This is a genomic window from Bradyrhizobium sp. AC87j1 (genome assembly GCF_002936975.1).
In the GTDB taxonomy this organism is placed as follows: domain Bacteria; phylum Pseudomonadota; class Alphaproteobacteria; order Rhizobiales; family Xanthobacteraceae; genus Bradyrhizobium; species Bradyrhizobium shewense.
Window position 1 is genome coordinate 27,916 of sequence record NZ_PTFE01000013.1, and the last position, 18,243, is coordinate 46,158.

Annotated in this window: 20 protein-coding genes and 1 tRNA gene; 3 read left to right on the top strand and 18 right to left on the bottom strand. The window is 64.7% G+C overall.

Translation table 11 applies throughout. The annotated features are described in order from the left end of the window. Positions 1 to 3: 3 nt before the first annotated feature. Positions 4 to 858 carry a LysR family transcriptional regulator gene (locus tag CV770_RS09870; protein WP_104462181.1) on the bottom strand — a complete coding sequence of 285 codons (855 nt, stop codon included), beginning with the start codon at positions 856 to 858 and terminating at the stop codon, positions 4 to 6. A gap of 113 nt (positions 859 to 971) precedes the next feature. Here CV770_RS09870 and CV770_RS09875 point away from each other — a divergent pair, with 113 nt between their 5' ends. Next, the gene (locus CV770_RS09875) at positions 972 to 1,394 is read left to right on the top strand and encodes a tautomerase family protein (RefSeq protein ID WP_104462182.1); all 423 of its coding nucleotides are present in this window, start codon (positions 972 to 974) and stop codon (positions 1,392 to 1,394) included. A 43-nt stretch (positions 1,395 to 1,437) separates the two neighbouring features. On the opposite strand, the gene CV770_RS09880 is transcribed toward CV770_RS09875, so the two are convergent. Then, a complete protein-coding gene (locus CV770_RS09880) occupies positions 1,438 to 2,151 on the bottom strand; it encodes a DNA helicase (RefSeq protein WP_146101264.1) in 714 nt (237 codons plus the stop codon). 197 nt (positions 2,152 to 2,348) lie between these two features. After that, the gene (lipB, locus tag CV770_RS09885; RefSeq protein ID WP_104462183.1) at positions 2,349 to 3,086 is read right to left on the bottom strand and encodes a lipoyl(octanoyl) transferase LipB; all 738 of its coding nucleotides are present in this window, start codon (positions 3,084 to 3,086) and stop codon (positions 2,349 to 2,351) included. Between the two features lie 95 nt (positions 3,087 to 3,181). Between lipB and CV770_RS09890 the strand changes: the two genes are divergently transcribed. Beyond that, complete coding sequence (locus tag CV770_RS09890) at positions 3,182 to 3,424, top strand: FliM/FliN family flagellar motor switch protein (protein ID WP_011088012.1); 243 nt, start codon at positions 3,182 to 3,184, stop codon at positions 3,422 to 3,424. A gap of 216 nt (positions 3,425 to 3,640) precedes the next feature. Continuing rightward, positions 3,641 to 3,725, top strand: a tRNA-Leu gene (locus CV770_RS09895). 3 nt (positions 3,726 to 3,728) lie between these two features. On the opposite strand, the gene CV770_RS09900 is transcribed toward CV770_RS09895, so the two are convergent. The 15 genes from CV770_RS09900 to CV770_RS09970 form a co-directional block, all read right to left on the bottom strand. Continuing rightward, positions 3,729 to 3,917, bottom strand: coding sequence for a hypothetical protein (locus CV770_RS09900; protein WP_104462184.1), 189 nt, complete (start codon positions 3,915 to 3,917; stop codon positions 3,729 to 3,731). After that, a complete protein-coding gene (zigA, locus tag CV770_RS09905) occupies positions 3,914 to 5,128 on the bottom strand; it encodes a zinc metallochaperone GTPase ZigA (RefSeq protein WP_104462185.1) in 1,215 nt (404 codons plus the stop codon). Before zigA ends, CV770_RS09900 begins: the two co-directional genes overlap by 4 nt. A gap of 238 nt (positions 5,129 to 5,366) precedes the next feature. Further along, on the bottom strand, positions 5,367 to 6,188 hold the full coding sequence (locus CV770_RS09910; protein WP_104462186.1) for a DUF2182 domain-containing protein: 822 nt from the start codon (positions 6,186 to 6,188) through the stop codon (positions 5,367 to 5,369). A gap of 51 nt (positions 6,189 to 6,239) precedes the next feature. After that, on the bottom strand, positions 6,240 to 6,869 hold the full coding sequence (locus CV770_RS09915) for a DUF1326 domain-containing protein (RefSeq protein ID WP_091957125.1): 630 nt from the start codon (positions 6,867 to 6,869) through the stop codon (positions 6,240 to 6,242). A 234-nt stretch (positions 6,870 to 7,103) separates the two neighbouring features. Next, the gene (locus tag CV770_RS09920; protein ID WP_104462187.1) at positions 7,104 to 8,078 is read right to left on the bottom strand and encodes a tripartite tricarboxylate transporter substrate-binding protein; all 975 of its coding nucleotides are present in this window, start codon (positions 8,076 to 8,078) and stop codon (positions 7,104 to 7,106) included. Between the two features lie 24 nt (positions 8,079 to 8,102). Then, entirely contained in the window at positions 8,103 to 8,819 is a 717-nt protein-coding gene (locus tag CV770_RS09925; protein ID WP_091957119.1) for a GntR family transcriptional regulator, read from the bottom strand. Positions 8,820 to 8,842: 23 nt separating this feature from the next. Continuing rightward, a complete protein-coding gene (locus CV770_RS09930) occupies positions 8,843 to 9,583 on the bottom strand; it encodes an SDR family oxidoreductase (protein ID WP_104462188.1) in 741 nt (246 codons plus the stop codon). A 22-nt stretch (positions 9,584 to 9,605) separates the two neighbouring features. Beyond that, positions 9,606 to 10,376 carry an SDR family oxidoreductase gene (locus tag CV770_RS09935; protein ID WP_104462189.1) on the bottom strand — a complete coding sequence of 257 codons (771 nt, stop codon included), beginning with the start codon at positions 10,374 to 10,376 and terminating at the stop codon, positions 9,606 to 9,608. 15 nt (positions 10,377 to 10,391) lie between these two features. Further along, a complete protein-coding gene (locus tag CV770_RS09940) occupies positions 10,392 to 10,772 on the bottom strand; it encodes a carboxymuconolactone decarboxylase family protein (protein WP_104462190.1) in 381 nt (126 codons plus the stop codon). Positions 10,773 to 10,801: 29 nt separating this feature from the next. Next, positions 10,802 to 12,040, bottom strand: coding sequence for an ABC transporter substrate-binding protein (locus CV770_RS09945; RefSeq protein WP_104462191.1), 1,239 nt, complete (start codon positions 12,038 to 12,040; stop codon positions 10,802 to 10,804). Positions 12,041 to 12,074: 34 nt separating this feature from the next. Further along, positions 12,075 to 13,310, bottom strand: coding sequence for an ABC transporter substrate-binding protein (locus CV770_RS09950; protein WP_104462192.1), 1,236 nt, complete (start codon positions 13,308 to 13,310; stop codon positions 12,075 to 12,077). A 34-nt stretch (positions 13,311 to 13,344) separates the two neighbouring features. Beyond that, a complete protein-coding gene (locus CV770_RS09955; RefSeq protein WP_028140567.1) occupies positions 13,345 to 14,052 on the bottom strand; it encodes an ABC transporter ATP-binding protein in 708 nt (235 codons plus the stop codon). Beyond that, complete coding sequence (locus CV770_RS09960; RefSeq protein ID WP_201759784.1) at positions 14,039 to 15,811, bottom strand: branched-chain amino acid ABC transporter ATP-binding protein/permease; 1,773 nt, start codon at positions 15,809 to 15,811, stop codon at positions 14,039 to 14,041. The genes CV770_RS09955 and CV770_RS09960 overlap by 14 nt, the downstream gene beginning before the upstream one ends. Positions 15,812 to 15,813: 2 nt before the next feature. Continuing rightward, complete coding sequence (locus CV770_RS09965) at positions 15,814 to 16,749, bottom strand: branched-chain amino acid ABC transporter permease (RefSeq protein ID WP_028140565.1); 936 nt, start codon at positions 16,747 to 16,749, stop codon at positions 15,814 to 15,816. Between the two features lie 79 nt (positions 16,750 to 16,828). After that, positions 16,829 to 18,223, bottom strand: coding sequence for an MmgE/PrpD family protein (locus tag CV770_RS09970; RefSeq protein WP_104462194.1), 1,395 nt, complete (start codon positions 18,221 to 18,223; stop codon positions 16,829 to 16,831). Positions 18,224 to 18,243 lie beyond the last annotated feature (20 nt).

Consider the following 18,243-nt stretch of genomic DNA (forward strand, 5'->3'; position numbering starts at 1 on the left):
ACATCAGGTGGCCGCCGCACTCCGGAACGTTGCCGCCACCGCGCGCAGCGCCGCGAGCTTGGCGGGATCGCTGACCTTCGAATGCAGCATCACCTTCGAGCTGCCGAGTGTTGGAAGCTTGTGCGCGGGCCCGATATCGACCAGCCCGGGCGGCGCGATCCGCCGCGCCAGTGGCGCAATCGCAAGTCCCGCGAGCGCAGCTGCGACCACCGCGGTGACGCCGCCGCCGACAAAGCGCTCGCGCCAGGCGAGGCCGGCCTTGTCGAGCGCGCGCACGGCGATGGCGCGGACGCCGCAGGGCGGGGCGAGGGTCGCAAGCGGCAGCGCTTCGCCCTTCGGCAGGGTGAAGCGTCGTGCGGCGAACCAGCCGAACTCGTCCTCGGTCAGCTTCTCGCCGCCGCGGCGGCTGCCTTCCTGGCGGACGATCACAGCGTCCAGCTCGCCGGCGTCATAGGCGTCCTGCATCTCGCGCGAGAAGCCGATGGTGACGGCGAGGGTGAGATTCGCCGACATCGCGTGCAGGCGTTCCAGCAGCGGCACCAGCTCGGGGCCGGCGGCGTGATCGGAGATGCCGAGCGAGAGCGATTGCGCAGCCGGGGCCTCGCCCGACAGCGCGCGGTCATGCGCCACCATCAGCGCGCGGGCGCGATCGAGGAAGCTGGCGCCGTCGGCGGTGAGCCGGACCGCGCGCGGCGAGCGCTCGACGAGGCGTTTTGCCAGCAATGTCTCCAGCCGCTGCAGCTTCAGGCTGACGGCGGCCTGCGTCGTGCCTAGCGCCTCCGCAGCGCGGGTGAAGCTCTGGAGGTCGGCGACCAGCAGGAAGGCCTGGATCGTGGCGATGTCGAGGGTGGCTGTCATTATCGATCGTTATCACTGGTATCAATAGAGATAAGATACCAAAATGACGGGGGGAGGTCTAGCTTCTCACCAACGCCGCGCAAATTCCGCGCTGCATCTTGAGGAGAGCCACCATGCCGCTGATCACCGTGTCCTACACCTCGTCCCGCCAGTTGCCCTCGCTGAAGGCCGAGATCGCCAACGCCGTGTCCGAGCTCACCGCAAAGATCCTGCACAAGGATCCCAAGGTGACTGCCATCATCGTGAAGTCGGTCGAGGCCGGCGACTGGTTCGCCGGCGGCAAGTCGCTCGCCGAGCAGAAGCTCGCCAGCTACTGGATCGACATCCACGTCACCGAAGGCACCAACACCAAGGACGAGAAGGCCGCTTATCTTGCCGCCATGTTCAAGCGCATGGCCGAGATTCTGGGACCGCTGCATCCCGAGACCTATCTGCATGTCGACGAGGTCAAGGGCGATGCCTACGGTTTCGGCGGCCTCACCCAGGAACGCCGCTACATCGCCGGCAAGCTCGACGTGTCGCTGCGGGCGGCGTGAGGCTGCAAGCCGCGGGTGAGCCGTCTCACCCGCGGCCTGATCGTCAGCTTGCTGCCCGGAACTGAACTTCGGAATTGTTCAGGAAGCACGTCTTGTCGAACAGCTTCAGGTCCAGCGGATTTGGCAAACGGACATCGCCGAGGTCGGGGCAGGGCTTGACTGCGGGATCGTAGGACCGGTCGATCTGCGAGATGAAGACGACGATCAGTCCCTTGTCGCGTGCGAACGATTTCAGTGCGCGAACCTGAACGGAGAGGTCGGGGTTTTCGCGCCTCTGGTCGAGCAATTGCAGATAGTCGATCACCACGAACGTGCCGCGTGGTGCCGCGGCCATCTCCTTGACGACGTAATCGGCACTGATGGCGTCGGAGCAGTCGACCGCGAAGAGCTCGCGGAATTGCGCCGGGTTCGCGCCGATCGCCTGGAAGCGCTCCAGAACGTCCTTCTCGGTGTATTCGAGCGAGAAGAACGCAGCGCGATGGCCCGACCGCATGGCTTCCACGGCAAGTTCGAGGCTCATCAGAGTCTTGCCCTGGCCGGGGCGCGCGCCGACCAGCACCAGATCGCCGGGCCGGAATTGCGGAAACAGCCTGTTGGCCGGCGTGATGGCCGCGGCTTTCGCTGCGAGCATGCTCCAGGCGGAAAACCCTTCCGTCGTCGCGATGCGATCAAGAGCATCGTGCAGCGGAATGCCTTCCTCGCGGGACAGGCGCTTCGCCTTGCGCTTCAGATGATAGATCGGTGCAGACAATCTCATCGTCAAAACCTCCCATTGCGAGCAGAATGCGCAATCCCTCCTTATGCCTGGCGCTCGAACAGTCGGCAGATGATCAACTTGCCCGGCATGAAGTCTGCTTTCCCGGCGGAGGGGGGAGGCGTGGGCGACACCTGACGCGAGCATAGCCGATTCCGCGACGAGCTGGGACCGGGCGCGGTTGGGCGCCACAAAAAATGCTAGGCGGTCGCTTCCGGCACCAACGCTTTGGTCGGCCCGAACAGCTCCTCGAACGCCTGCCGAAGCGCGATGTCGACGTCAGCCATGGTCACGAGCTGGCCGAGATCGACCAGCGAGGTGACGCCGTAGCGGGGATCGAGCACGCCGCACGGCACGATGCCGGCGAAATGCGACAGCTCCGGCTCGACATTGATGGCGATGCCGTGGAACGAGACCCAGCGCTTCAGCCTCACGCCGATGGCCGCGATCTTGTCCTCGTGGTCCACGCCCTTGTCGGGCCGCCTGACCCAGACGCCGACCCGGTCCTCGCGCCGCTCGCCGCGGACGTTGAAGGCCGCGAGCGTGCGCAGAATCAGCTCCTCCAGGCTCGCGACATAGGCCCGGACGTCCGGCCGGCGGCGCTTGAGGTCGAGCATGACATAGGCCACCCGCTGGCCCGGCCCGTGATAGGTGAGCTGCCCGCCGCGCCCGGTGGCGAAGATCGGGAATCGGGGATCGAGCAGGTCGGCTTCCTTGCCTGAGGTTCCGGAGGTGTAGAGCGGGGGGTGTTCGAGCAGCCAGACCAGCTCCGCGGCCTCGCCCGCTGCAATCGCGGCGACCCGGGCTTCCATGGCGGCTACCGCCTCCGGATAGGGCACCGGCGCGTTCGAGATTCGCCACTCTACGGGCTGGCCGTGGGACGCCGAAAACGACGTCAAATCCAGCTCTTGGCGCGGGTTTTGGGGCAAATTAACCATTGGCTAACCATAACGTGGTGATCATTGCAGGCGCAAATGCCAAGGCCTTGTTCTAAGTCCTTGGTCCTTAGTCCCTGGTTGCGGCGGTCCCGACAGTGCCCACTCTCGATAAAGTCACCGTGGATCTCATGGTCGTCCTCGGGACGACCACGATGCCGATTCATCAAGTATTACGTCTTTCCCGCGGCGCCATCATCGAGCTGGACGCAACCGAGGCCGATGAGGTCAAGGTTTTGGCCAATAATCTGCCGGTCGCCTCCGGCGTCGTGCTGGTCGACCGCAACCGGATCGCGGTCGAGGTCAAGCAGATGCTGCCGCGCACGCCGGGGACCCGTTAGGGCCCGGGCACCCGGTAGCGGCCCGGGCACGGGCGCCGTCCCGAGCACAGTAGCGGCCGGGACTGCGGAAAGGCCCGATTCGGGGGAAGGCCCGGAACTTTCCTGCAAAGCTGTGGAATTCAGGGCCCTTGCAGGCTTGTACCCCTCTGATGGATTTGTTAGATCGGCGCCGTTGATCCGGCTGGCCCCTTCAGGCCTCAAGCCGGCATCCCCAAAGCGCTCGTGGCGGAATTGGTAGACGCGCTGCCTTGAGGTGGCAGTGAGTAAAATCGTGGGGGTTCGAGTCCCTCCGAGCGCACCACCTTCATCTCTCATTGTTGTTCCGGATTTCGGCAGTCGCCTCGTGCGCCGCCCATTGATCTGACGGATCATGCGCGCAGCCGCCGGCGGGGACGTACGGCGGGAAGATGCTGTCGTAGATCGCACGCGCCTCGCGGATGAGGCGCTGCCGCTCGAGTTCGGATTTCGAGGCGAAGCGGACGATTTTGGTCATTCGCGTTCCAAAACTTCGTTCACGCGTCGCCAGACCGGAAACGGGTCTGCGAGCTTCGCCCATTCCGTGACGTTCATGGCCGGCTTGCCCGGGACAAGGCAGGCGTCCAGGCGTGCGCGGAGCGCGCTCTCGTCCATGCCCGCGCCGATGAACACGATTTCCTGGCGACGATCGCCATAGACGTCGTTCCAGTTCGCGCGCAACCGCTTGCGCCAGAACGGGTCGTCCGGCCAACGTTCCGCTGGCACGCTCGCCCACCAGAATCCAAGAGCCTCGGTGCGCGTGATCGCGCCGGCCTGGCTGATCTCGCCAAGCCATTGCGGGCGCGTCGCCAGCCAGAAATGTCCCTTGGCGCGAATGACGCCGGGCCAGGGCTCTCGCACGAACTTGTCGAACTTTTCGGGATCGAACGGCCGACGCGCGCGATAGACGAAGCTGCTCACGCCGTATTCCTCCGTCTCCGGCACGTGATCGGCAAAACCGTAGAGTTCCTTGAACCAGAGCGGATGCGCTTGCGCCTTTTCGAAGTCGAACCGGCCGGTGTCGAGAATGCGATCGAAGGCGACCCGGCTGTGGTTGGCTTCGATCAGTTCTGCTTCCGGATTGAGCGCGCGGATGATCTTTCGCGCTGCTTCGCGTTGTGCCGGCGAGGCGTCATCGACCTTATTGAGCACGATCACGTCGGCAAATTCGATCTGCTCGACGAGGAGATCGACCAGCGTGCGCTTGTCGTTCGCCAGCGCTTCGCCGCGCTGCTCCAGGAAATCCGTCGATGAATAATCCCTCAGCAGATTCACCGCGTCGACCACGGTGACCATGGTGTCGAGGCGTGCCACGTCGGAGAGGCTTTCGCCGTCCTCTGAACGGAAGTCGAAGGTCGCAGCAACCGGCAGCGGCTCGGAGATGCCGGTGGATTCGATCAGCAGATAATCGAACCGGTCGTTTTCGGCGAGGGCGCGCACCTCCTTCAGGAGGTCGTCGCGCAGCGTGCAGCAGATGCACCCATTGGTCATCTCGACGAGCTTCTCGTCAGTCCTGGACAGGTTCGCACCGCCACCACGGACCAAATCCGCATCGATGTTCACCTCGCTCATGTCGTTGACGATCACCGCCACTTTCAGGCCGTGCCGGTTGTCCAGGACGTGGTTCAGCAAAGTGGTCTTTCCAGCCCCGAGGAAGCCGGACAAGACGGTGACGGGGAGTTTTTGCATGGAGATCGAACAGTCTTTTCAAGGGGATAGAGTGACGAGCGGGCATGGGACCGACTATGTAATGTTATAACATTACATTCATGGTCGGCGTCCTCGTCAAGCCGTTTTGCGGTTCAGCTGAAGTTACGAACGTTCAACTGATTGTTCTTTGCCCCGTGGGAGCGGTCGGGGCAGGCAAAATGCCGGACAGCGGTGCGCCCGAAGAACGGGCGGCGTAGAAATCGAACTGAACGGCACATCACTGCGGCAAGAACACCAGCAGCCAGGCGCCCGCGGCCACACATGCGATGCCGGCAGCGCGCGCGATCCATCGTCCGACCGGCGTAACTTTCTCCAGGAGGACAAGCAGCGCTAAAATCGCAATCCGGAGCACGTTCATCACTCCGCCCACGAACAACAGCGCCATCAAACCCCAGCAGCAGCCGACACAATAGCCTCCGTGCCGAAGTCCCAGCAGCAGGCAGCCGCGCAGGTCGCTGCGAAAGCCGCCATGGCGCATCAGGAACAGAAACGGCGACTGGCATTGGGCGAGACAGACGTCCTTCAGCGGTGTCCATTGATAGACACCTGCCGCGACCAGCACGATGGCGCCGAGCAAGTTGCTTGCGAGCGCCATCCGGGAGTCCAGCAAGGTGGCCCGCTCGACCGCCCATTGAAGAAAGGTGGCTGCCAGCGAAAAGCCGCACCAGGCGAGGAGATAACCGGCCGCAAACCAGCCGGTCGCGGCGAACGGCTTGCCCTGTGCTTTGCCCTGTCGGCCTACGCGGGCGTACATCAGGATCATTGGCGCGGCTGAGGGGGCCATCATTCCGATCATCATCACCGCCCACATCAACAGCACGTAGGCGAACTCGAACGTTCGCCACGGCTCGCTCGTCGGCAGCATGATTCCGATCCCGGCCGGGATCATGGGGAATCCGGTCATGTCCATGCCGCCCATGTCCATGTCGTTGGCGAGCCAGAGCACATAGCTCCATGCCAGTGCGACCATGACGCCGATCGCGCCGCCAACGATCCAGCGATCGCGACGCAGCACGGTTTCCAGTGGGCTGTCCTTCATTTGCGATCGAAATTGCCCGGCCCTGACGCCGGCCGGTATCGGAAGTTTACATCACGCCTGGTTCGACCAGCGGATCGGCGCATAGAGGCCGTTCCTGCCGGAATTATCCCAGCGCATGCCATGATCGCTGAAGGTATTGCCGGGCGCGCCGACGGCCATCACCATGGCATCGGGGCTGACCGGATGGCCGATGTTCGTCCACATCTCCCCGCTCGGATGCATGGTTGGTAGGGGATCGACGGACATGTGCAGGATGCCGGGGATTTCTGCGGACCGCGTCTTGCCGTCGATCCGGAACGTGATCGGGACCTTGCGCACCCCAAGGTTCTTGCTGATCAGCGGCGCGAACGCGGCCATCGGACCGCCGGCACCGCCGGTGAAGATCGCAGCCAGGGCCTCGGTCTGCTCATCGCTGGCGCGCTGATCGATATAGGCAGCCACCGACCAATCTCCGTCTGCCATGACCCCAGGTGCGTGGAGGACGACAAGCACATTCAGCCCATCGAGCGCGATATCGCCATAGCGGCCGCTCTCGATGTGGAAGATCAGCGGTACGTTGCAGAAGCCCTCGGTCGGTCGCGCGGTCAACGGGGGCGCCGCCGACACCAGGCAGGGACACACGATGCTGCAACTGCAATTCTCGAAATAGTCACCGGAAAGGTGCCATGGGACATCCGCCATCGCTTGCTCCCGCTTGGCCGAACCCGATAGATGCTTTCGAATGAGCTACGTAGAGTTGAAAGTTACGCCTCGCGACGAAGTCCCGCAATGGGGCTCGGCCGACCTACGGAAAAGTGCACCGATCAGCTGGAACTGCACCTGAACTCTCAACGCGACCACCACTCGAGTGCCCCAAAGTCAATCTTCCCTTTGAAATCACGGATATTCTGGACGTGATCAGAACATGGCGCGAACCTACTGCGGCTCGATTCCGGCCGCTTTGATGATCCGCCCCCATTTGCCGATCTCCGCTTTCAGGAAAGCTTCGAGGGCTTCCGGCGTCGCGCGCTCGGGCTCGACCGGCGCCATGCTGAGCTCGGCAAAGCGGCTGATCAGCGCGGGATCCTTCAGCGCCGTCTGCAGCGCGCCGACGAGATGGTCGACGACGGGCTTGGGCGTGCCACGCGGTGCGTAGAGGCCGTACCAGGTCGTGACATTGAACTCGGGAACGCCGGCTTCAGTCGAGGTCGGCACTTCAGGCAGCGTCGCGACACGCGTCTTGCTGGTGATGGCATAGCCCTTGATCGTCTTCGACTGGATGTACGGCGTCGGCCCTGTCGCGGGATCGCAATAGACGTCGATATGGCCGGCGATGACGTCGTTCAGCGCCGGCCCGCCGCCCTTGTAGTAGATCGGGGTGAGCTTGGTATCCGTGGCGCTCATGAACATCAGGCCGCAGAGCTGCGAGGCCGAGCCGAGACCGACATTGCCGAAAGTGACCTTGTCACCGGCATTGCGGATATGCGCGACCAGCTCGCTGAGATCCTTGGCGGGAAAGTTCGGTCGCGCCACCAGGATCATCGGGACGTCGGTGACCAGCCCGATCGGAGCGAAATCGCCGACCGGATCGAACGGCAGCTTGGCGTAGAGGGCAGGGGCAGTCGCCTGGCCGACATGCATCAGCAGCAGCGTGTAGCCATCCGCAGCCGCCTTGGCGACGCGGTTGGTGCCCAGCGTGCCGCCGGCACCGACGACATTCTCGATGACGATGGACTGTTTCAGTGTCGCGCTCATGGCGCTGCCGAGGATACGCGCGATGACGTCGCCGGGACCGCCGGCGGAGAACGGCACGATGACCGTGACCGGGCGGGAGGGGTACTCGTCCGCGATCGCCGCGTCCCGAGGGCAGAGCAGGAGGAACAGGATCAGCGATCGTACGAGAAACTTCATCGAACACTCCCTGGCGGCATTGTTCTAGTCGTCGGAAGGCGCCGCCTCCTTGGCCGCCGACGATTTTTCGATCATGTCGAGCGCGGCCACCGCGGCCGCATTGATGTGGTCGACGCAGCAACGTTCGGCGAGATCCGGATCGCCGTTCTGGATCGCACGCCAGATCGCGGTGACCTCGCGAAGGCTCTTGTTGATCCGCTTCGGCTGCGACATCGATGTGATCCGCAGCAGCTGGATGCGATCGTGCAGCGGCTTGAGCATGCGCTGGATAAACGCATTGCGGCAGCCGCCGATCAGCGCTGCGTAGAAATCGGTCTTGGCTTCGAGGCATCCGACGAGGTCTTGCTTGGCGGCGGCCGCCTTCAACCGTGTCAGGGCGTCGCCGATCCGGCGCGCCACCTCGGGGTCGTGAAGCCTTGCGCATTCGCGGCCGGCGAATCCTTCGAGCACCGCGCGCGCGGCGTAGAGCTGCCGGGCCTCTTCGAGGCTGATCGTGGACACCACGGGGCCGCGGTGCGGGACCATATTGACCAGCCCGTCGGCCTCGAGCGCACGCAGCGCTTCGCGGATCGAGGGGCGGCTGACGCCCATCATCTCGCAGAGCTCGCGCTCGACCAGGCGCTGGCCCGGCTTCAGCGTTCCCGACATGATCGCCTCACGCAGCTTCTGCGCCACCATCGCCCGGACGGTCGGGACGTCTTCGATGCGGAGTGTTGACTGCAATTCGTTGCGTCTTTCCATGTCCGGGTCCTGTTCGGGAAAACTCAGTACCGGTTTACAGGCAGAATCATCATTTCGGCAATTTGAACGTGGGCGGGCTGGTCGAGCGCGAAGACGATCGAACGGGCGATATCGGCCGGATCGAGTGCCATCCTGAACTGGTCGAAATAGTCCTTTTCCTTCTGCGTATCGCCGCGATAGCGGGTCAGGATGATATTGGTCCGGGTCAGGCCGGGCTGCAGCTCGGTGACCCGGATCGCGGTTTCCGCCAGTTCGCCCCGGAGGGTCTCGGTGAACATGTGCACGCCCGCCTTGCTGGTGCTGTACGCCGCCATGTCAGGCACGATCCGCACCGCGTTGATGGAGCTGATGTTGACGATGTGGCCGGCGTTGCGCTGGACCATGCCGGGGATAATCGCGCGCGTGACGCGCATCAGGCCGATCAGATTGGTCTGGATGATGTTGGACCAATCGTCTGCAGAACCGATGTCGAAGCGCGTCCGGCCGCCGATGTCGTGGCCGGCATTGTTGATGAGAACGTCGACCGGCCTAAAATGACCGGGAATGGCATCGGGCAGGCGATCGACGGCCTTTGCATCGCTGACGTCGAGCTGGATCGGAAACACCGCATCGCCCACCGTCGCCGCCAGCTCCTGAAGCGCCTTGGCGTCGCGATCGACCAGCACGACGCGGCGGCCGCTGTCGAGCAGCGCCTTGGTGATGGCTCGTCCCATGCCGCCGGCGGCACCCGTCAGCACGACGGTCTGGCCTGATTGTTCAGTCATCGCAACACTCCCGTTCCAGTTCTCATGCCACCGACCAGCCGCCGTCGATCGGCAGGCTGGCGCCGGTGATGTCGTTTGCGGCGGTGCCGCAGAGGAAGACGACCATGGCGGCGACGGCATTCATTTCGACGAAGCGCTGCGTCGGCTGGCGCTCGCCGAGATAGTCGCGCGTCACGTCCTCGACCGGACGATCGCTGTTCGATGCCATCGTCGCGATCTTGTTCAGGATGGCCGGCGTCGGCAGCGTGCCTGGGCAGAGCGTGTTGCAGGTGACGCCGCTGCGCGCTGTCTCGATGGCGACGGCGCGGGTCATGCCTGCGATCGCCGTTTTGGTGGTGACGTAGTCGATGCGGTCCTCGACCGCGCGGCTCGAATAGATCGAACCCATGTTGATGATCCGGCCCCAGCCGCGCTGCTTCATCGCCGGCAGCGCCAGGCGAATGAGGTGGAACGGCGCCGACAGGTTGACGGCCAGCGCCTCGTCCCAGCGATCGGGCGGAAACTGTTCGATGGCAGAGAAGTGCCGCACCACGGCATTGTTGACGAGGATGTCGATGGCACCGCAGCGATCGAGCAGGTCCGCCATCATGGTCTCGATCGCCTCGCGCCGGGACAGATCGACGCCGGCGGCGACGACCTCCACGCCGAAGCGGGCGCGCAGATCATCCGCGGCCCGCTTCGGCGTGACGAGATCGTGAAGGACGATATTGGCGCCCGCGCCGGCAAGGCCTTCCGCCACGGCGAGGCCGAGGCCCGCGGTCGCGCCGGTCACGAGTGCCCATTTGCCCTTCATCGCAGCCACCCTCCGCTACGTCTTGTCGAGCTCGACGAAGACTTCCTTCGCGTTGCGGAATGCGTCCACACCGGCCGGTACGCCGCAATAGATCGCGACCTGCATGAAGACCTCGCGGATTTCCTCCTTGGTCGCGCCATTGGCGAGCGCGCCACGGACATGCGTCTTCAGCTCGTGCGGGCGATTAAGCGCGCAGAGCATTGCGAGGTTGAGGAAGCTGCGCGTCTTGCGGGTGAGGCCTTCGCGGCCCCAGACGTAACCCCAGCAATATTCCGTGGTGAGGTCCTGCATCGGCCGGTTGAACTCGTCCGCGGATGCGATCGCCTTGTCGACGAATTCGTTGCCGAGCACGCTCTTGCGGATTTCGAGGCCGCGGTCGTAGGTCGCCTTGTCCATTGTGGTCTCCGTTTCTTGTTCGCCCGTTATCAGCTCTTCGGCCAGAACGGTTTTGCCAGGGCGAGTTCGGGCGGGAACACCGTTACTGGAATGCCGGCTTGCCACTGCACGATGGTCATGCCCGCGCCAACGCGGCGGCCTTTCTCGTCGAACTTGATCTCGCCCAACGGGTAATATTTGGAGGGGCCGCCATCCATGGTGCGCAGCGCTTCGCCGACGGCGACGCGATCGGCCTTGCCGGCTTTTTCCAGAGCGTCCTTGATCACCCACATGTCGCCATAGGTGGAGATCGCGTTCTGCGTCATCCACGGCTCCTTGTAGCGGGTCTTCAATTCGGCGATCAGCGCCTCATGCCCCTTGGCGCCCCAACTGGCGACGCAGGTCAAGACGCCCTGGAGCAGCTCGGGGCTGACGGTCTGCAGCATGTCCGGCTCGGCGATCGCGATGCCGAACGAGATCGTCGGCACCTTGCCCTGGCCGAGGCCGAACTCGTTCATCTTCTCGAGCAGCAGTTTTGCGTCCGAGATCACGGTCGGCAGGAAGAACAGCAGATCGGGCTTGGCCGAACGGATCTTCTGCACCAGGGACGTCGCATCCGCCAGCGGCGGCGTGAAGGTCTCGTCGACGATCAGCTGCAACTGGTTCTCTGCCAGCAGGCCTTCGCGCATCGCCTTGGCGGAAGCAATCGAGGCCCCCGTGTTGTCGGTGAGGATCGCGACCGTCTTCGGCCGCTTGCCCGAGGCCGTCTCCGCCAGCTTGATGAGCTGGGGCAACGCTTGCCGTGCCTGCGACCCCGCGGTGGCCGCGGTCTGGAACACGTATTTGAATCCGCGCTCGGTGATCAGGTCGGAGTAGGAGAGGGTAAGCATGGGCAGGTTGGCGCGCTCGGTCACTTCAGTCACGGCGAGCGTGAACGAGGACAGATAGGCGCCGCTGGCCGCAACCAGGTCGGTCTCTTGCGCCACCATGCGCTGTGCCGCGTTCTTGGCCTTCTCGGTGGTGTCGCCGGAATCGAGCACGACGAGCTTCAGCTTGGCGCCGCCGAGCGCCTTGACGCCGCCTTGCGCGTTGATGTGGTCGATCGCCATCTCGGCGCCTTCGCGCATCACCGTTCCCGGACGGGCATAGAGCCCCGAGATCGGCACCAGCAGGCCGACCTTCACCTCCGATGGTTGCTGCGCCCAGCCGGCCCGGGACGCGATCAGCGTGCCGGAGGCGCCGGCCAGCAGCGTTCGCCGCGATATCGTGATCTTGCTCTTGGCAGTCATGACAATCTCCTCCCTGAAAAATTGCGCGACGTTGTCAGGATTTCTTCGGCCAGAACGGCTGCGCCTGCGCGAGCTCGGGCGGATAAACGGTGACAGGCACGCCCGATTGCCATTGCACGATGACGACGCCGGCGCCGACCCGGCGGCCCTTCTCGTCGAATTTGAGCTGACCGCCCGGATAATATTTCGACGGGCCGGCATCCATGGTGCGGAAGGCCTGCGCGACCGCATTGCGGTCGGCCTTGCCGGCCTTCTCCAGCGCTTCCTTCATCAGCCACATGTCGCCATAGGTCGAGATGACGTTCTGCGTCATCCAGGGCTCCTTGTATTTCGCCTTGAGCTCGGCGATCAGCGCCTCGTGGCCCTTCGAGCCCCAATTGGCGACGATGGTCATGATGCCTTGCACGGTCTCCGGGCTGACGCTCTGCAGCATGTCGGGCTCGGCGATGGTGATGCTGAAGGACACGGTCGGGATCTTGCCCTGGCCGAGGCCGAACTCACTGATCTTCTCGAGACCAAGCTTGGCGTCCGACACCGCATTCGGCATGAACAGCAGCAGATCGGGCTTGGCCGAGCGGACCTTCTGGATCAGCGGTGTGGCATCCGACAGCGGCGGGGTCCAGACTTCCTCGACCACCAGCTGGAGGCCCTCCTGCGCGAACAGCCTCTCCTTGAGCGCCTTGGCGGTGGCCACCGACGTCGCGGTGTTGTCCATCAACATCGCCACGGTCTTCGGCTTCTTGCCCGAGGCGTTCTCGGCGAGCTTCATCAGCGTCGGCAGGCCGAGCTCGGACTGGCGGCTCGCGGTCGCCGCGGTCTGGAAGATGTACTTGAAGCCGCGGTCCGTCAGCAGGTCCGAATAGGACAGCGTCAGCACCGGCAGTTCGGCGCGCTCGGTCACCTCGGTGACTGCCAACGTGAAGGAGGAGAGATAGGAGCCGGTGGCGGCGACCAGGTCAGGCTCCTGCGCCACCATGCGTTGCGCCGCGTTCTTGGCCTTCTCGGTGGTGTCGCCGCAGTCGATCACGACCAGCTTCAGCTTGGCGCCGCCGAGCGCCTTGATGCCGCCCTGCGCGTTGATGTGCTCGATGCCCATCTCGGCGCCCATCTTCATCACCTGGCCGGGGCGGGTGTAGATGCCCGACAGTGGCACGATCAGTCCGACCTTGATCTCGCCAGGTGCCTGCGCGCGCGCAACGCCCGCGAGGCCGACGGCGGCGGCGCCGGAGAGCACGGTGCGGCGACTCAGTCCTTTTGAAGTCTTGTCCATTTTGTTTCTCCCTGGTCCCTGTTTTTTATGGTCGTCACATGCCCAGATAGGCTTTGCGCACGCGGTCGTCGGCGCGCAGCGTGGCGTTGTTGCCTTCGAGCACGACGTGTCCGGCTTCGAGGACATAGCCGTGGTCGGCGGATTCCAGCGCTTCCGCGACGCGCTGCTCGACCAGCAGCATGGTCAGCCCGGACTGGCGCCGGATCTCGATCAGGCGCTCGAAGATGAAGTCCGCGGTCGAGGGGGCGAGCCCCATCGAGGGCTCGTCGAGCATCAGAAGCTTTGGCGAAGAGGCGAGGCCGCGGCCGATCGCGAGCATCTGCTGCTGGCCGCCGGACATCGTGCCCGCGAATTGATCGCGGCGCTCCTTCAGCACCGGCAGCCATTCGAAGATGCGCTCGATGTTGGCTTGCCAGTCCCGCCGGCCGCTTTCGGTCATCGCGCCCATTTCCAGATTCTCCATCACCGTCAGCGACGGGAAGACTTGTCGTCCCTCCGGGACGTGGGCGATGCCGAGATGGGCGCGCTGTGGCGGCGGCACCGCGAGCAGGTCGACGCCGTCGAACGTGATCGCGCCGCCACTCGGCTTGACGATGCCGGAGATCGTCTTAAACAGCGTGGTCTTGCCGGCGCCGTTGGGGCCGACGATCGCGACGAACTGGCCCGCGCCGACATTGATCGAGACGTCGTTCAGGACGGGCTTGGCCGAATAGCCGGCGCTCAATCCCTCAATTCGCAGCATGGCCCACCCACTTTTTGCCGAGATAGGCCTCGATCACGCGGTTGTCGCGCGTCACCACTTCCGGCAGGCCTTCGGTGATGACGGCGCCGTGGTCGAGCACGAGGAATCTGTCGACTAGCCGGACCATCGCTTGCATGGTGTGCTCGATGATCGCGATGGTCATGCCGTCGCGCGCGAGTTGCTGGATCACCGCAACGACCTCGTCGGCCTCGCCATGGCCGAGGCCCGCGAGCGTCTCGTCGAGCAGCAGGATGCGCGGCTGGCCGGCGATCGCGCGGGCCAGCTCCATCAGCCGTAGTTCCTTGGTGGAGAGCTCGCCGGCGACACGGTCAGCCACCGCAGACAGCCCGACGCGGGCGACCGCGTCGGCGGCGAGTTTGCGGGCCTCGTCATCGGAGCGCGCGCGCACATAGGCGCCCACCACGACATTGTCGAGGATCGACATGCGCAGGAACGGCCGCATCACCTGGAAGGTGCGGCCGATGCCGGCCTCGCAGATCACGTGCGGCCGCTGGCCCGACATGTTGCGGCCGTCGATCAGCACCTCGCCCTGGCTCGGTTTGAGGAAGCCGTTGAGGAGATTGAACAGCGTGGTCTTGCCGGCGCCGTTGGGGCCGATGATGCCGAGGATCTCGTTCTTGTGCAGCTTGAAGCTGACGTCCTGCACGGCCTTGAGGCCGCCGAAGGATCGCGAGAGGTTCTTCACTTCGAGCACGACCTCGCCGGTGGTGGCACGCTGCCGGGGGGCGGGCTTCAAGGCCGTCACGTTGGCAGCTGCCGCTTCCGGGGTTTCACTGACCGCCGCCTTCGATGTGGTGCGCTTGCGCAGGAGATCGCGCAGCTTCCAGAACAGGCCCTCCGGCGCGAGGAGAATGACGCAGACTATGGCGATGCCGAAGATGACGCCCTGGATGCCGGGGATGCGCGCGCCGGCTTCGGCGTGCAGGATCTCGGCGAGCGGGATCAGGATCACCGAGCCGATCACCGGGCCCCAGACCGTACCGACGCCGCCGAACATCGCGACCGTCAGCGCCTGCGCGGACACCAGCATGCCGAACACCGATGCCGGGGTCACGACCAGCAGCACCTGCGCGTAAAACCCGCCGATGGCGGCGGCAATCGCCCCGCTCAGCGTGATCGCGCGCAGCTTCCAGGCGAGCGTGTTGATGCCGGCGGCTTCGGCCGCAGCCTCGTTCTGCTTGATCGCGAGCAGCGCCATGCCGAAGCGCGATCGCTCGATCATTTGCGTCAGAACGATGGTGGCGAGCATGAGCGCGAGCCCGAGCAGCGTGTAGAGGTGCGGATCGGAGAACTGCATGTAGGCGATCGGCGCCTCGCGCTTGATCGGAAGCGTCACCTCCTGGAAGCCGAGCCACTCGAACACGTAGAGAATGGCGAGCGGGTAGGCGAGCATTGCGAGGGCGAAGTAGTGGCCCTGCAGACGAAAGGTCGGAAAGCCGATCAGCAGCCCGGCGATGCCGCCGAGCATGGCAGCGACCGGGATCAGCAGCCAGGGCGAGATGTCGAAATAGATCTGGCCGAGCGCGGTCGCGTAGGCGCCGATCCCGAAGAAGGCGGCATGGCCGAACGAGATCAGGCCGGTATAGCCGCTGAGCAGATTCCACGACAGCCCGAACACCGCCCACACCGGCACCAGCGTCAGGATGAGCTGATAGTAGGAGTTGGTGACGCCGAGCGATACGACCGCATAGGCGAGCGTGAAGAGCAGGGGAGGCAGAAAGGAGCGCATCCGGAGCATGGTCACGTCCTCTCGACCATGCGCCCGAAGAAGCCCTGCGGACGGAAGAAGATGATGAGGAGGAAGACGGCGAAGATTGCCGCGTTCTGCAATTGCGTCGGCAGGATCAGCGTCGACATCTGCTGCACGAGGCCGATCGTCATGCCGCCCCAGAAGGCGCCGATGATGCTGCCCATGCCGCCGAGCACGACGCCGGCATACATGACGATGACGTATTCAAGACCGACGAAGGGGTGGAACGGGTAGTTGGTGGCGAGCAGGCCGCCGGCAATCGCGGTGATGCCGCAGCCGAGTGCGAAGGCGGTGCGATGCGCGCGGTCGACGTCGATGCCCATATAGGTCGCAGCCGTCGGATTGTCCGCGGCGGCGCGGAGCGACTTGCCGATCCGCGTGCGCGTGATCAGCAGCGAGAGCAGGATCATGATTGCCAGCGAGACGATCATATCGATGCTGCGGGCCTTGTTCAGGAAGATGCTCATGTCGAAGAAGGGCCCGAGCTCCCAGGCCGAGCTCGACAGCGGCGTGCGGATCGAGGCCAGCACGGAGCCGAACACGATGAGGCCGCCGTTCTGCAGGATCAGCGCGATGCCGAGCGTGAGGATGAGCTGGGCGTAATGGCCTTCGCCTTCGAGCGAAGCAGTGCGTGTCCCGGAGACGTGCGAAATCAGAGCCAGATGCACGAAATAGCCGAACACGGCGAGCACGGGCCCGGCCAGCAGGATGGCGACGAACGGCCCCACGGCATTGCCGAACAGCGTCTGGATGCCGGCGGCGGTGAAGAGATAGAAGGCGGTGTACATGCCGAGCATCATGAAATCGCCATGGGCGAAGTTGATGACACGCATGACGCCGAAGATCAGGCCGAGCCCGACGCACATCAGGCCGTAGACGGCGCCGATCAAAAGCCCCGCGGCGAGCGCTTGCAGAAAGCCTTCCATCAGCCCCGCCTCCGCGCCGCTGACAATTCCAAGCTGGTCTCCAGATCGACCATGTTTCCCCCGTACTTTCCGGCAATTCTCATGATGCCGATCGTAAAACCCGTTCCGTTGCGTTCAGGCGGCACTGCGCGGCGATGTCGCCTGCATTGCCGAGCTGCTCGCAGCCGTCGATGAGTTGCTCGAGCCGATGCGCGCGGTCCTCGCCGAGGACTCCGGCTGCCGAGCTGCGAAAGCGTGCGCGAATATCCGCAGGTGTTGCGGCAATGACGTCGGGCAGAGCGTGCCGGATGGTCCGGCCGTCGCGCAGCTGCACGGTCACCTCCGCACCCTGCTTGCCGGGGAAGGCGGCGGTGAAGCCTGCGTCTGCCTTGAGCTCGGTGATCGCGACCAGGCGGATGATGTCGGCATCATCGAGCCCCGCGTAGTTCTCTTCCTCGATCTCGCCCCGCGCCAGCGTCGCGGCGACGCTGAACGGAATGCTCATCTTGGCCTGGAGCGCATTGCGGTAGGGACCCATGGAGTCGCAGCCGGGATAGCGAACGGCGGCATCCGGCGCACGGATGACGACGCGGTCGATCTCCTCAGTGCTGGCGAGTTCGTGCGAAACGCGCAGCGCCGCTTGAACGGCGGTCTGCGCGAAATTGCAGGCCGGCACCGGCTTGTTGTAGACGGCCATGATCTCGCACTCGCCATTGGGGAAGAGCGCGATGCTGTCGGGCGCGGCCTGGCGGCGATAGGCGGCGAACAGGCCGGCTTCGCCTTCTAGTATGGTTTCCGAGCCGAACGCGCCGGCCCCGGCAAGGCCGACCGCCTTGATCGCATTGCTGGCGGCAAAGCCGGGATGGAAATACATGTCGGAGCCGCCGGCATGCGGCCACTCGTTGAGACCGCTAGAAGTATTGGCCGCGATCGCGACGGCGCTGGTGGCCTGGTCCTCGGAAAGCCCGAGCGCAAAACTTCCCGCCAGCGCTGCGCCCAAGGGGGCGACGAGGCCTGTCGGGCGATAGAGGCGTGCGAGGTCCGAGGTCAACAGCGCGCGGCCGATCCGCGCGCCCGTTTCATAGCCGATAATGGCGGCCGCCAGCAGCTTCGCGCCGTGCAGCGGCGTCTGTTCGGACAGCGCCAGCAGGGCCGGCCAGATCACCACGCCGTGGTGCGCGATGCTGGCCGCATGCATGTCTTCGCGCACGAGACCGTGCCCCATCACCGCATTGGCGAAAGCTGCGTCGGCTGGCGAGGAGAGCTGCGACGTCCCGATGATCGTTGCGCTGCCGCCGGCTTGCGCGATCGCAATCACCTGGCGGCTCCAGGGATGATGGCCCGCCTCGAAGGCGCAGGACAGGAAGTCGAGCAGGCAGAGCTTTGCCTTGGCCACGACTTCCGGCCCGAAATCACCAATATCCAGCGTAAGCACGCTCCGCGCCATCTGGCGCGAGAGCGGGACCTTGCCTGATACGGTCGGGCCGATCGTCATCGCGGGTCGCTCTCCCCTGG

Bases quoted from the DNA above. Each gene is read 5' to 3' on its own strand.
- CV770_RS09955 (WP_028140567.1), bottom strand. From the start codon at position 14,052: ATGCTGCGAATTGAGGGATTGAGCGCCGGCTATTCGGCCAAGCCCGTC.
- CV770_RS09925 (WP_091957119.1), bottom strand. From the start codon at position 8,819: ATGGAAAGACGCAACGAATTGCAGTCAACACTCCGCATCGAAGACGTC.
- CV770_RS09920 (WP_104462187.1), bottom strand. From the start codon at position 8,078: ATGAAGTTTCTCGTACGATCGCTGATCCTGTTCCTCCTGCTCTGCCCT.
- CV770_RS09965 (WP_028140565.1), bottom strand. From the start codon at position 16,749: ATGGAAGGCTTTCTGCAAGCGCTCGCCGCGGGGCTTTTGATCGGCGCC.
- CV770_RS09945 (WP_104462191.1), bottom strand. From the start codon at position 12,040: ATGACTGCCAAGAGCAAGATCACGATATCGCGGCGAACGCTGCTGGCC.
- CV770_RS09900 (WP_104462184.1), bottom strand. From the start codon at position 3,917: ATGACCAAAATCGTCCGCTTCGCCTCGAAATCCGAACTCGAGCGGCAG.
- CV770_RS09970 (WP_104462194.1), bottom strand. From the start codon at position 18,223: ATGACGATCGGCCCGACCGTATCAGGCAAGGTCCCGCTCTCGCGCCAG.
- CV770_RS09950 (WP_104462192.1), bottom strand. From the start codon at position 13,310: ATGGACAAGACTTCAAAAGGACTGAGTCGCCGCACCGTGCTCTCCGGC.
- CV770_RS09880 (WP_146101264.1), bottom strand. From the start codon at position 2,151: ATGAGATTGTCTGCACCGATCTATCATCTGAAGCGCAAGGCGAAGCGC.
- CV770_RS09960 (WP_201759784.1), bottom strand. From the start codon at position 15,811: ATGCTCCGGATGCGCTCCTTTCTGCCTCCCCTGCTCTTCACGCTCGCC.
- CV770_RS09915 (WP_091957125.1), bottom strand. From the start codon at position 6,869: ATGGCGGATGTCCCATGGCACCTTTCCGGTGACTATTTCGAGAATTGC.
- CV770_RS09935 (WP_104462189.1), bottom strand. From the start codon at position 10,376: ATGAAGGGCAAATGGGCACTCGTGACCGGCGCGACCGCGGGCCTCGGC.
- CV770_RS09940 (WP_104462190.1), bottom strand. From the start codon at position 10,772: ATGGACAAGGCGACCTACGACCGCGGCCTCGAAATCCGCAAGAGCGTG.
- CV770_RS09930 (WP_104462188.1), bottom strand. From the start codon at position 9,583: ATGACTGAACAATCAGGCCAGACCGTCGTGCTGACGGGTGCCGCCGGC.
- lipB (WP_104462183.1), bottom strand. From the start codon at position 3,086: ATGGTTAATTTGCCCCAAAACCCGCGCCAAGAGCTGGATTTGACGTCG.
- CV770_RS09875 (WP_104462182.1), top strand. From the start codon at position 972: ATGCCGCTGATCACCGTGTCCTACACCTCGTCCCGCCAGTTGCCCTCG.
- CV770_RS09910 (WP_104462186.1), bottom strand. From the start codon at position 6,188: ATGAAGGACAGCCCACTGGAAACCGTGCTGCGTCGCGATCGCTGGATC.
- CV770_RS09870 (WP_104462181.1), bottom strand. From the start codon at position 858: ATGACAGCCACCCTCGACATCGCCACGATCCAGGCCTTCCTGCTGGTC.
- zigA (WP_104462185.1), bottom strand. From the start codon at position 5,128: ATGCAAAAACTCCCCGTCACCGTCTTGTCCGGCTTCCTCGGGGCTGGA.